Raw genomic sequence first — 12,442 nt, forward strand, 5'->3', positions numbered from 1 at the left:
GGTCCCTTACGAAGAACGACTCGCCGGGGAGCCGTGACGCGTACTGCGGCAGGTCATTGTAGCCGAGCGGCTCGACCGACTCGATGGATCGTTTTCTTGCGTCTTCCAGGCTAGCTACGCCAACCAACAGGTCGATGATGGTTTCGATGGCAGATCTGGGACCGCCGTGCTGCCGATGTGCTCAACGGCCAAAACGAACGAGCCGAGAGCATTCTTGATCCTGGTGCGCTCCTGCTCGAATAGTGTTGGCCAGTTGGGGTCTAGTCGGAGACAACAATCGATCCGGCTCCGTATTTCTCCATGCCGCCCCCCAATTTCGTTTCTTGAAACCTTACCACGCGGGTAGCGGCCGAGGCTTCACTCCTGGCTTATTGGGTGGTCCGCCACAGTCGCTGGCACCGGGGACGAGGCCACGGGACAGCGAAGCTGCCGGATTTCCTCGCTTGCGCTGGTCCAGGTTTAGGCGTTGAGTCCGGCGAGGATTGAGCGGGTGCCGCTCGTTCTATGCAAAGACAGGTCAAGTAAACGCGCCCGGCCTCGTGCGAGCATTGCACTTGAGGACGGACGCGGAGGTCTTTCCTGGTGTTGTGACTCTGACAATCCATTCTGTCATTCCGGGGCAGCCCGCAGGGCTGAGCCCGGAATGAAGAGGTTGTGGCGCGAGATTCCGGGTTCTCGCTTCGCGAGCCCCGGAATGACACCGAGTGAAGCAACCGAGTGAATCAGATGTCAGAGACACAACACGCGTGAATATCGAGTGTGAGCTACTCAACACATACCGGCCATTCTAGCTTCTATCGTGGAGCGGTCCCAGGTTGGGAGGGCATCGCCGTGAGATATCATCCAATTTCAACAAGTTTCGTTGCTGCTGCGCTGCTGGCGCTGCCGTTGCAGGGGTTGCGGGCGGACACCGCGCCCAAGGTCATCGAGGAGGTCGATTTCGCAATCTCCTGCGGGCCGACATCACAACAAGCATTCAAGCACGCGGTGTGGACCCTGCATTCGTTCTGGTACCCTGAGGCGCTAAAGCAGTTCACGGCGATCGCCGCCTCCGAGCCCGGCTGTGCGATGGCCTATTGGGGCATCGCGATGAGTCATTGGTATCCGCTGTGGTACCCTCCATCGCCTGCCGCGCTCAAAGCCGGCTCCGAGGCGATCGCGAAGGCGATGGCGGCCCCGACCCAGACGCCGCGCGAGGCGGATTACATCGCAGCGATCGCCGCCTTCTATCGCGACAATGACAAGCTCAACCATCAGACTCGTGCGGTCGCCTACGAAAAGGCGATGGAGCAGGTGCATGAGCGTTACCCGGACGACCGCGAGGCCGCGGTGTTCTATGCGCTGGCGCTCAACGCCAGTGCGCTCAAAACCGACAAGACCTTTGCCAACCAAAGAAAGGCGGCCGACATCCTCAACAAAATCTGGAAGGAGGAGCCGAACCATCCTGGCGTCGTGCATTACCTGATCCACAGCGACGACTCGCCACAATTCGCTGCGGCGGGGCTGGACGCCGCGATCTGCTACGCCAAGGTCGCACCCGACGTGCCGCACGCGCTGCACATGCCGTCGCACATCTTCACCCGGCTTGGCATGTGGCAGCAATCGATCGACTCCAACCGCGCCGCTCACGCCGCCGCGCTTGATTATGCGCAAAAGAGCCGGGGGCCGGGGAGCTATGACCAGGAGACCCTCCACACGATGGACTATCTCGAATACGCCTATCTGCAGATCGCGCAGGATGGCCCGGCCAAGGAGGTGGTCGACGAACTTGCCGACTTTCGACAGGGTGAGGGTGCGAACCTGGCCGGGGCTTACGCTGTCGCCGCGATCCCGGTTCGTTATGCGCTCGAACGCCGTGACTGGCAGGCTGCTGCCGCGCTGAGCGAGCCGGCGATCGGTTTCCCGCTTGAGCGCTTTCCCTGGGCAGAAGCGATGATCGCCTATGCTCGCGCGCTGGGCGACGCGCGGACTGCAAACATCGCCGGCGCCGAGGTGGAGATCGGCCACCTGCAATCGCTCGCGGACAAGCTGAAGGACAACGACCTCTATTGGGCCAACCAGGTCGAGGTCCAGCGCCTGGCGGCCGCCGGCATCTTGGCTCACGTCCGAGACGACGACAAAACGGCCGTCGCGTTGCTGCGGGCCGCTGTCGATTTGGACGCCACGATGGACAAGCACCCGGCGACCCCGTCCTCGGTGCTGCCGCCGCGCGAGCTATTGGCCGATCTGTTGCTCGAACTCAACCAGCCGGCGGCGGCGCTGATCGAGTACCGGGCGATGTTGAGCACCGATCCCAATCGCTTCCGCAGCCTTCTCGGCGAGGCGAGAGCCGCGAAACAGACGGGTGACTCCGCGACCGCTCGCGACGCCTACCGGAAGCTTGTAGCGCTCAGCAAACCCGTCGGTCCTGCACGCCCCGAACTGGAGGAGGCCAGGTCCTATCTGGCGAACTGACGGTCTCCCGTGCCGTCTACGCGGGCAGGAGACCTGCTGCGCGATAGCTGTCAATCAGCGCGTCGTAGAGCGAGATGTCCGAGCGGCTCCTTGCAATCAACTGAGCGCCGGCGATGGCGGCGAAGATCGCGCGGGCCCGCGGTTCGCTTTCCTCGGCCCTGACCACGGCCGCAGCGGACAGCACCTTGCTTAGCCACGCCACGTTGACATCCGCAAAGGCCTGGACCTCGTGCTTCACCGCTTCCGGCAGGTCATCATGTTCGGCAGCCATGAAGCTGCAGAGGCACATGCGATTGTCACTCTCGAGCGATCTGCGAAACACGTCGGGGTATTGGCGCAGGCAGCGGGCCGGATCCGAGGTTTCGGCTAGCATCGCTTCCAGTTGGGCCGCGGTGTCCTCCCAATAGCGCCTGGCGACCGCCGCGCCGAGATCGGCCTTGCTCGGAAAATGATGGTAGATGCTTGCGGCCTTGATGCCCACCTCGTCCGCGAGATCGCGGAAGTTCAAGCCGCCGTAGCCATGCGCCTGCGCGGTCCGTTTGGCGGCCGCCAGGATGGCCTCCTTAGAGCTCGAACTCATCTCGCTTCCTCACTTCTCCGCTACTGAGCCTACCAAGTGACAGATAGGCCTTGACCGAACGAATTTGAAGCCCTATTCGGTCCCTACCATCTGTTAGGTAGAATCCGCGAAGGAGCTCATGATGAAGATCTACGATTGGCCCACCGGTCCATATCCGGCGCGCGTCCGTATCGCATTGGCCGAAAAGAACCTGCAATCGCGGGTCGAGTTTGTGACGGTCAATCTATGGAAGGGCGAGCACAAAAAGCCCGACTTCCTCGCCAAGAACTACTCGGGCACGCTACCGGTGCTCGAACTCGAGGACGGCACGTTCATCGCCGAGTGCACGGCCATTACCGAGTACCTTGACGCGCTTGATGGCGCTCCCACGCTCACCGGCAGGACAGCGCGCGACAAGGGCTTGATCCACATGATGAGCAAACGCGCCGAGTTGGAGTTGCTCGACGCCATCAGTGTCTATTTCCACCACGCCACGCCGGGGCTTGGACCGGACGTCGAGATCTATCAGAACGCCGAGTGGGGGTTGCGTCAGCGCGACAAGGCCCTGAGGGGGATGCGCTACTTCGATGCCGTTCTGAAGACACAGCCGTTCGTGGCCGGTGAGAGGTTCTCGATGGCCGACATCACGGTGATAGGCGGTCTGATCTTTGCGGCGATCGTGAAACTGTCGGTGCCCGCGGAGTGCAACGCTCTTCAAGCCTGGTACGCAAGGATGCAGGAGCGTCCCAGCGTAAAGAACCAGCTATCGATATCGGCATCCAGCGAGAGCAGGCGAACGGATTGAGCGGATGCGTGCGGCGGCCAAAAGCCGTTGCCGTCAGATCATGATCCGATTGGACGCAATCGGATCATGATCTCATCTGTTGTCCGAGCACGATCGCCGCGTAAACGCTTCGTCGCGCTCCAGCCTTCAGTCAGATGGGCATTGCTATTCGAGCTCGACCGGCTGGTACTTGCCGTTCTCGTCGATCGCGGTGCCCCAGATCTTGTGCGAAGCCTGATGCTCCGCGCGTCCGAAATTGAGGGTCGAGCCGAGACCGAGATCGAGATTGCGCATGTTCTCCAGCGTGTCGATCAGCTTCTCGGTGTCGAACTGTGGACCCGCTCGCTTGATGCCCTGAATCAGGACGTTGGCGGCGACATAGCCCTCGAACGAGACGTAGTCGGGCGCTTCACCAGGAAAATATTTGGCAAGCGCATTCTTGTATTCGAGCACCGCGCTCGAATAGCCGCCGACCGCCGGCACCACCTGGGTCACGATCACGCCGCTGGCAAAGCGGGGTCCCAGCAACATCAGTTCGTCGGCAAGCTCGGTCGAGCCCACGAAGGAGACGTTGGTGTAGACCATGCCGGGATAGAGATCGCGGGTCTTTTCGATGAACTTCGCGGCGGCGCGGTAGGTCGCGACCATGACCACGGCTTTGATGGCCGGCTTCTGCACGCGCAGCAGATTGACCGCCTCGTCCACATCGACCGTGTTCCGCTTGTAGTTGAGGCGCAGGATTGCGCCGTCGTTCAGACCAAGCGAGCGGAAGGCCTTGGCCACCCCGGCAAAGCCGGCATCGCCATAAGCATCCTGCTGGGCGAAGACCGCGATCTGCCTTGGCTGCAGGCGGCGGATCTTCAGGAGATAACGCACCACCGCATCGGTCTCTTCCGCGTAGGATGCGCGATAGTTGAACACATAGCGGTCGGGCGGGTCGTTGCGCAGGATATTGGCGCCGGTGAAGGCGCCGAAAAACAGCGTGCGATGCTCGAGCGCGTAGGGCACGGCGACAGCCGCGGTCGGCGTTCCGACATTGCCGATATAGGCAAACACCTGGTCCTTCTCGTAGAGCTGCTTCATCGCGCCGAGCGTTCGCGCCGGCTCATAGCCGTCATCGGCCGCGATCAACCGTAACATCCGGCCGTCGACGCCGCCGGCATCGTTGATGCGGCTGAAGGCGGTGTCGATGCCGAGCTTCATCTGGCGTCCGAGTTCGCGCGAGGCGCCGGAGAACGGCCCCACGATGCCGAACCGGATCTCGCGATCGGTCACGCCGCGTGCGGTGCTGGTGGCGGGCTGTGGCAGCGGCGCCGTGGGCGCGGTCGCCGCCGCGGCGGAAGCGATGACGCCGGATAGGGCGGATGCGGCGCTCGATCCGGCCGCCGCGGAGCCGGGCGTGGAGATGGATTGTTCGAGATCGGCAAGCTGGCGCTCGGCGACCCCGCAATTGATCTTTCCGGTGGTCACGGCGGCGCGGCCATCGCTGACATAGCGGTCGAACAGCCGTGCCAAATCATCGCGGTCGGCATCGTTGGGGGAGGCTTCCTTGATCACCGCGCGGAACTTGTTGGCGGCAGTCAGGATGCGATATTGCGCAATATCAGGGCAGGCCAAAGCCGAGCCGATGATCGGCCCGACCCGGCTCGCGAGATCGCGGACCACATTGATGTTGTCGGCCGGCGCTGCGCTCGCGGCAGTCGCGAGCAGGGCACTGAACAAAGCTGTCGCCCAGCGCGCTTGCCATCGCGAGCTTCGCGCCTGGGTGATGTCGGACGCGTAACCAGTCATTGCCGTTGCTATCCCCTTACTTCTGGTGATGTCCCCTATTGCTGATGTTGGGCGGAATCCGTCTTCTGGCGCCACTGCATGAACCGCTCGAGGAGCTGTTGCGGTTGTTCGCGCGCCCCGGCCTGATCGCCCTCGCCGGAGACGAGAATCGATCGGAATTGGGAAATTGCCGGTTTCGCTGCGTCATCCGCACGCGGCTCGGCGGCGGTTGCAGCAAACCCCGAACGGGCGCCGCCGTCCCTCGATGCGGGCATAATCGTGACCAGAAGCAGGGCCGCGACCGCCGCAACACCGACGCCTGCGGCGATGCCACCGCCCAGCATCAGCCATTTGCGCGGTCGCGAGCCCTCCCGCGCGAACGCGGCCGGTTCAGGCATCACCTGGGGATCCAGGTGGCGGCGCAGCGACTCCCCGATGGCATCCTCAAACGGGACGTCGAGCGAGGGGGAAAAGGGGCTGCTCGAAGTATCAACTCTGAAGGGACTATCGAACTGCGTTTCGCCCACCGCCGAGGTAACGGTCGACAGACGGATGCCCGATCGTTCCGCCCGGCGGCGGGGAGCATAGTGCAATGGATCGTGCGGGCCGGTCGGTTCTTGCTCACTCAACACGCTCATACGCTACTCCTCTGACGCGTGACTGCTGTAACGTTCCGGTCCTCTGGCCGCGCCGGCCAAAGGCTCGAAGCAACAGGGGGCTGGGAAAATTCGGCGACGCTCCGGCGTGCCGCAAAATATCGCGCGGCCAGATCTAGACCCGGCTCACCGTGCCATGCTGCCAGCATCGGAGCGCAACCATGCGTCCGAGACCGCAGCGTCGTTCTCGCTTCCATTGCCGCCCCCTGGCGCCCCCAGGCAAATGTCGCAGCTTCCCGCGATGTGACGGTCCACCTCTTTCAATGAGAAGTGACGCGCGCGCGTCAAGAGTAAGTCCAAATCGCGGCAGAACCGCGTTGAGTCTTTGCCGATGGGCCCCGCTTATTGGGCATATCTCCGTCAGAAACGGGAAATTCTCTCGGAGGTTCAATGAATTAACCTGCGGTTAGGGAATGCGGCAATCGGGTTAACCACTTGCTAAGAAACGGAGAGGGACGCGCGCTTCCCGCGCGTCCCTCCGTCAAGCCAGCCGCTGGCCGGAAATGGCGGTCAGAAGATCTTGGCCGCGCTCAGCAGGGTCCGGTAAACGCCCCAGGCCAGCGGGATGCCGACGAAGGCCCAGAACAGCGCGGCCTTGACGTCGAGGCCGCCCTTGCCGATGCCGAACGAGCCGTGCTGGACGGCGGCCTCCTTTTGCGCGCTGGCCGCCTGCAGCTTCGCCACCTCGTCGGCGCGCATGTACCATTTCGGGTTCACCGGCTTGACGAGATAGTTGCAGATGAGGCCCGCGACCAGCATCGCGCAGAGGACATACATCGTCGAGTTATAGAGCTGGTCGCGCGGCACGCCGGCGGCGAGCTGGAACTCGCGGATATAGTTCACCACCACCGGGCCGATGATGCCGGCCGTCGACCACGCCGTCAGCAGCCGGCCGTGGATGGCGCCCACGAACTGGGTGCCGAACATGTCGGCGAGATAGGCCGGCACGGTGGAGAAGCCGCCGCCATACATCGACAGGATGATGCAGAAGGCGAGCACGAACAGAAGTTTCGAGCCCATGGTCGCGAAGGTCGGCGCCGAGGCATAGAGCACGATGCCGAGAATGAAGAAGGTGTAGTAGGTGTTCTTGCGGCCGATATAGTCCGACAGCGAGGCCCAGAAGAAGCGGCCGCCGATGTTGAACAGCGACAATAGCCCGGCAAAGCCGGCGGCGATTCCGCGATCATCGTCTTCTGCTCGACCGAGAGCTGGCCGAAGGCAAGCTCGGGGTGCCCGATCAGCTTGCCGGCGAAGATCTCCTGCAGCATCGGCGAGGCCATGCCGATCACGCCGATGCCGGCGGAGACGTTCAAGCACAGCACCCACCAGATCAGCCAGAACTGCGGCGTCTTGTGCGCGTTGTCGAGATGCACGTGGTGCTCGGTGATCATCGACTTCTTTTCGCTCGGCGGCGTCCAGCCGTCCGGCTGCCAGCCCGACGGCGTCACGCGATAGGCGAAGGCGCCGATCATCATGAACACGAAATAGATCACGCCCATGGTGACGAAGGTCTCCCAGACGCCGACCGAGGTCGGGGTCTTGAAATAGTTCATCAGCAAGTCCGCCAGTGGCGCGCCGATCATGGCGCCGCCGCCAAACCCCATGATCGCCATGCCGGTCGCCATGCCGCGGCGATCCGGAAACCACTTGATCAGGGTCGAGACCGGCGAGATGTAGCCGAGCCCGAGGCCGACGCCGCCGATCACGCCGGCGCCCAGCCACATGATCCAGAGCTGATGCACATAGACCCCGAGCGCCGCGATGATGAGGCCGCCGCCCCAGCACAGCGCGGCGACGACGCCCGCCTTGCGCGGGCCGACGCGCTCGAGCCAGCCGCCCCAGATCGCGGCGGAGACGCCGAGCAGCACGAAGAACAGCGTGAACATCCAGCCCATGCTGGCGACGCGCCAGTCGCAGGTGGTGGTGAACAGCTCCTGCCACAGCGACATGTCGGCACAAGCCTTGCTCTGGGTGATGCCGATCGCGCGCGACAGCGGCAGCCAGAACACCGAAAAGCCGTAGGCCATGCCGATGCAAAGATGGATGCACAGTGCCGCGGGCGGCACCAGCCAGCGATTGAAGCCCGCCTTGGCGATCGTGTGCGAGCGATCAAGAATACCCGTCCCGGCGCCCGGCAGGACGCCGGCAGTCTCAGCAGTCGTCATTCAAATCTCCCCTGGACAGCCACCCTCTGGCGCTGCCTGCCCTAAGATCCCGCTCCCACAACTTCGGCTGATGTGCGCCCACATCTTGCCGCTTCGCACAGCTTTCGAGATACGCCGGGATCAAGAACGCGCATCTCAAGGCTCCGACATCCTTCCGGGCCGTCGATGCGCGATCTCAGGAGAGGCCGAAGAGCCTCCTGAACGCTGCATCTTCGCCGATCGACAGGCAAACTTTTACGACCTGCGGAAGGAAGTATGAGCGCAGTGCATGGCTGCAGGAGGCTTCTCCCTGCATGGCCTGGATGGCGAAACTGCGGCAGCAGCGCGGTATCGGGAACGCTGCAGCAGGCTTGCGCCGAAAGCCGAGAGATGCCAGCGGCGGCGCGATGGCGCAACGTGAGGTCATGCGCGGCATTGCCATTCATGCCGGCCAAATTTCGAAGATCGCCCGCCAACTTCGTCGCGTGTCCATATATTCGCGGACCAGGCTGATACGCTCATCGGCCAGCTTGAACACGAAGCAATAATCATTGTCGTACGGCCTGCCGCCCGGCAGCGTGGCCCGCATCCGTTCTTCGACAATCACGGTGTCGCCGTCCGCGTGAATGCTGCGAAAGCTGATGTCGATCTCGGAAAACAGCTTGTGCATGTCAAAGGCGATGAAGTGCGCGATTTGATCTGCACCAATCATGTGATGGGTGTGTGACGGCGCCACGGCTGTTGCGTTGTCCGCCGGCGCGATCCATTCGGCGTCCGGCGTGAACAGGCCCGCAATCAAGCCGGCATCGCGGGTCTTGAATGTTTTCCAGGCGTTGATGATGACGTCTTTGGCTGTCGGGCGCATGGCTTGCCTTCTGCATGTCAGCTAAGGAGATCGCTCTGGTGTAGGAGGGCGCACCGGTTGCTGCTGGCCGGAATCGGACCTGATCATCGCGGACCGATTTTGCTGTCCCGCGCGGTGCGCTATGATCTGCTCATGCTCGACTTCGAGACCTGTAACGCGGCGCGGCTGCGGCGCGATGCGCACTATGACGGCCGCTTCTTCACGGCGGTGAAGACCACGCGGATCTATTGCCGTCCGGTCTGTCCGGTGAAGCAGCCGCTTACTCGCAACGTGACGTATTATCCCACGGCGGCGGCGGCCGAGGCCGCGGGCTATCGGCCGTGCCTGCGTTGCCGCCCGGAAACGGCGCCGTTCTGCGCTGCATGGAACGGCACGCGCTCGACCATCGCACGCGCGTTGAAACTGATCGAGAGCGGTGCGCTCGATTGCAACTCGGTGGCCGCGCTTTCCGAGCGGCTCGGCATCGGTTCGCGCCATCTTGCGCGCCTGTTCGAGCGCCACGTCGGAGCGAGTCCGCAACAGGTCGCCAAAACGCGACGCGTGCAGCGGGCAAAGCGCTTGCTCGATACGACGGATGATCCGCTGGCGCAGATTGCCTACCGTGCGGGATTCGGAAGCGTGCGCCGATTCAACGCCGCCTTCCTGGAACTGTATGGCCGCTCGCCGTCGAGCATCCGCGGCTCCTTGCGGCCGCCAGCCGCCATTGCGCATTGACCCACTGGTCGGGCGAATCTGTCGCAGCCCAACAATGAAATGCGAGCCTCTTCACATTTGACTTTTGCTACCCAAGGTATAATTACCGTGGCGTCCAGGGATTGTGAGTTGCGCTGCAAAGAGTCAGCCGCCTGCGGCGGTACCGAGATCAATGGTGCAGCAAAGACGAATGGTCACGCTCGCAAGGTCCTGTCGGGTCTGATATAGTCAGTGTCGTGGACGCACCTTTATTGGAGGGTACGCCATGCCTTCGTCGCCCGCAGAGTGGTTGTCCGCTTCAGTTGCGCCATCGAACGCAGACCTCGAAATCTGTGTCCTGGATTATGATGGAATAGTCCACGCGCTCGCCTTTCCCTGCCAAAGAGATGGAACCGAATGGGTCGATGCTTCAGGTCAGAAGCAGATCGACATTCAGCCGACGCATTGGCGTAAATGGGCTGAAGGCAGTGAGGCGAGCGTGTAAAGCGTGATGCCGGCCCCGCAAAGGCCGCGCATGAAGAGTGGAAGCAATTTTCTAAACGCGCGGCCAGCGGGGCGCGCGTTCGCCGGAGTTCGGCAGAGACTTTTCGGTATTTTGATGCTGCATTTTGATCTCGCTAGGGTTTAAAGGAGCAAGGATTCCGGAGCATCGCTAGCCAAAGGGCGTGCGCTTAATGAGCGTTTAACGCTTTTGCGCGACAGATGATGCCACCAGCGCGAAATGACATCCTGGCAGAAATGCGGCTCCGTCCTCGGGGAGGGGAATGGCATGGGACTGCTTGTCGTCGGCGTGGTTGCCGGACTCTTGGTCGGATTCGCCTGGCTCGCGCCGTCGCAGGGGCACCTGCAGACGTGCATGTTCCAGTGGCAGGGCTGCTTCGACGAAGCTGCGATCAGTCCACCGGCCCAGCTCCAGCAAGTGGCCGTCAAGCCGGATCCGCAGAAAGCGCAGGCGAAGTCTCACAACTCTGCGAAGCCCAGCATACATGCGTCCGCCAAGCCGCACAGGCCCATCGCTCACGCCAAGAACGCGGTATCGGCGGCGAGGATCACTGTCTCCGCGCCCGATCATCGGCCGGACGAGACATCAGATCCCGTCTTGAACAAGGCAAGAGCCACGATCGCGGCGAAGATGGAAAATCCGGCGTCGGCAGAGTTCAGCGATATGGATCGCGCTTTCAGGAAAAATACGTTCGGGCGGGCCACGGACACGATCTGTGGCCACGTCAAGGGGAAGACAGCGTCAGGCGAAGATACTGGAGAGAGGCCGTTTTTGTATCTCGTGAAAGAGGATGATGCATATGTGGTCGACGGGAAGCCTGATACGGCGGCGGCGATCGCTTATCGAAACATCTGCAATTAGAGCATGATTGCCGAAAGAGATACCGGGTTGAAACATGCTCACGGATCGCGTCGCGCGCGAACTGGGTCGTGCGGAAAGAATTTCCGCCTGGAATTGATACGTGAATCTCTTTCATGCAACCCGTCGCACGATTGCCGTGCTCGGGCTGCAAGGACACGCCGATAGAAAATCTCGCGTGGCGTGCATTGTGACGAAGCCGAGAGATGGGCGCTTCGCATTGAAAATCGGGGACTGCACGATCGGAATTGGAAATTTGAAGAAGTGAAATTGGATCAGCAGTTCTTTGCATCTCGGGGCCATTATGGACGACATCGTCAATTCCGTAGAACGGCTGCACGGATCGCTGCAGTTGCCGGCCGTCGTCATCATCGAGCCGCTCACTTTGACGCGCACCTGCATCTTGAGCATTCTCAAGAAGGAATTGGTCGGCTTCGATCTCATCGATATGGCAACGACGGACAGTCTGGATTGTGCGTCGGCACGGGACGTTCGCCTGGTGGCGCTGAGCATCGCGGACAAGTCCATCATCGATCCTTCCGTCGAATACGACCTCATGCTGGTGGCAGATTGCCACCCCAATGCCTCGATCACGCTCTGGTCAAATCGTGATGACGAAGCGACAGCGCTGGAGGCGATGAACCTCGGCGTCCGCGGCTTCTTCCCCACCTCCTTACCGATCGAGCTTGCAATCGCCGGCCTGCGCCTCGTCCTCGCCGGCGGCGTCTATAGGCCGCTGCCGATCGTCGGACCACATGCGATGTCGCGCCTTGAGCAGCCGTGTCCTCGCGGGCTGCCGGCGCCGCAGCTTGCCAACGGCCTTGCAAAGGCTGTTGCCGACAAAGGCGCGGTCGACTTCACGCCGCGCGAGCAGCAAGTGCTGGCGGAGCTGGAACTCGGCCTTCCCAACAAGCTGATCGCGGCGAAGCTCAAGCTTTCGGAAAACACCGTGAAAATGCACATTCAGCACATCATGCGCAAATGCGCCGCGCGCAATCGCACCGAGGCAGTCCTGCGCTGGAGCGGCCGCTTGCCGGTTCGCAGCCGCGATTCCGACGCGAGTGAATCGTCCGCGCCGTGAGCCGGACATGCGGATCGCGCCACGCTGCATGGAAGGCGACCGCCCGGACGCTGCAGCGGGACGTGTATCCTTCGAG

Annotated in this window: 10 protein-coding genes and 1 pseudogene; 5 read left to right on the forward strand and 6 right to left on the reverse strand. The window is 62.3% G+C overall.

Annotation, left to right across the window (positions count from 1 at the left end):
* Positions 1 to 114: 114 nt before the first annotated feature.
* On the reverse strand, positions 115 to 315 hold the full coding sequence (locus tag P6U23_RS13905) for a GrpB family protein (RefSeq protein WP_407181448.1): 201 nt from the start codon (positions 313 to 315) through the stop codon (positions 115 to 117).
* Between the two features lie 516 nt (positions 316 to 831).
* Between P6U23_RS13905 and P6U23_RS13910 the strand changes: the two genes are divergently transcribed.
* Positions 832 to 2,454: a hypothetical protein gene (locus tag P6U23_RS13910; protein ID WP_407180309.1), complete on the forward strand. Its 1,623-nt coding sequence runs from the start codon at positions 832 to 834 to the stop codon at positions 2,452 to 2,454.
* A 16-nt stretch (positions 2,455 to 2,470) separates the two neighbouring features.
* Here the strand turns inward: P6U23_RS13910 and P6U23_RS13915 are convergent, their stop codons facing one another.
* Positions 2,471 to 3,034, reverse strand: coding sequence for a TetR/AcrR family transcriptional regulator (locus P6U23_RS13915; RefSeq protein ID WP_407180310.1), 564 nt, complete (start codon positions 3,032 to 3,034; stop codon positions 2,471 to 2,473).
* Between the two features lie 121 nt (positions 3,035 to 3,155).
* Here P6U23_RS13915 and P6U23_RS13920 point away from each other — a divergent pair, with 121 nt between their 5' ends.
* Positions 3,156 to 3,818 carry a glutathione S-transferase gene (locus P6U23_RS13920; RefSeq protein WP_407181449.1) on the forward strand — a complete coding sequence of 221 codons (663 nt, stop codon included), beginning with the start codon at positions 3,156 to 3,158 and terminating at the stop codon, positions 3,816 to 3,818.
* 144 nt (positions 3,819 to 3,962) lie between these two features.
* Here P6U23_RS13920 and P6U23_RS13925 read toward each other — a convergent pair whose 3' ends face one another.
* From P6U23_RS13925 to P6U23_RS13940, 4 genes and pseudogenes are all read right to left on the reverse strand, one after another.
* The gene (locus tag P6U23_RS13925) at positions 3,963 to 5,588 is read right to left on the reverse strand and encodes an ABC transporter substrate-binding protein (protein WP_407180311.1); all 1,626 of its coding nucleotides are present in this window, start codon (positions 5,586 to 5,588) and stop codon (positions 3,963 to 3,965) included.
* Between the two features lie 35 nt (positions 5,589 to 5,623).
* Positions 5,624 to 6,205 carry a hypothetical protein gene (locus P6U23_RS13930; protein WP_407180312.1) on the reverse strand — a complete coding sequence of 194 codons (582 nt, stop codon included), beginning with the start codon at positions 6,203 to 6,205 and terminating at the stop codon, positions 5,624 to 5,626.
* A gap of 528 nt (positions 6,206 to 6,733) precedes the next feature.
* A pseudogene (locus P6U23_RS13935) lies at positions 6,734 to 8,388 on the reverse strand (OFA family MFS transporter).
* Between the two features lie 421 nt (positions 8,389 to 8,809).
* Positions 8,810 to 9,232, reverse strand: a complete 423-nt coding sequence (locus P6U23_RS13940; protein ID WP_407180313.1) for a nuclear transport factor 2 family protein — start codon at positions 9,230 to 9,232, stop codon at positions 8,810 to 8,812.
* 132 nt (positions 9,233 to 9,364) lie between these two features.
* Between P6U23_RS13940 and P6U23_RS13945 the strand changes: the two genes are divergently transcribed.
* The 3 genes from P6U23_RS13945 to P6U23_RS13955 all read left to right on the forward strand — a co-directional run bounded on the left by P6U23_RS13945 (position 9,365) and on the right by P6U23_RS13955 (position 12,366).
* Positions 9,365 to 9,946, forward strand: a complete 582-nt coding sequence (locus tag P6U23_RS13945) for a bifunctional transcriptional activator/DNA repair enzyme AdaA (RefSeq protein WP_407181450.1) — start codon at positions 9,365 to 9,367, stop codon at positions 9,944 to 9,946.
* Between the two features lie 835 nt (positions 9,947 to 10,781).
* Complete coding sequence (locus P6U23_RS13950; RefSeq protein ID WP_407180314.1) at positions 10,782 to 11,288, forward strand: hypothetical protein; 507 nt, start codon at positions 10,782 to 10,784, stop codon at positions 11,286 to 11,288.
* Between the two features lie 301 nt (positions 11,289 to 11,589).
* The gene (locus P6U23_RS13955; RefSeq protein WP_407180315.1) at positions 11,590 to 12,366 is read left to right on the forward strand and encodes a LuxR C-terminal-related transcriptional regulator; all 777 of its coding nucleotides are present in this window, start codon (positions 11,590 to 11,592) and stop codon (positions 12,364 to 12,366) included.
* Positions 12,367 to 12,442: the final 76 nt, after the last annotated feature.

The sequence above is a fragment of the Bradyrhizobium sp. STM 3562 genome (assembly GCF_045571435.1).
Taxonomy (GTDB): Bacteria; Pseudomonadota; Alphaproteobacteria; order Rhizobiales; family Xanthobacteraceae; genus Bradyrhizobium.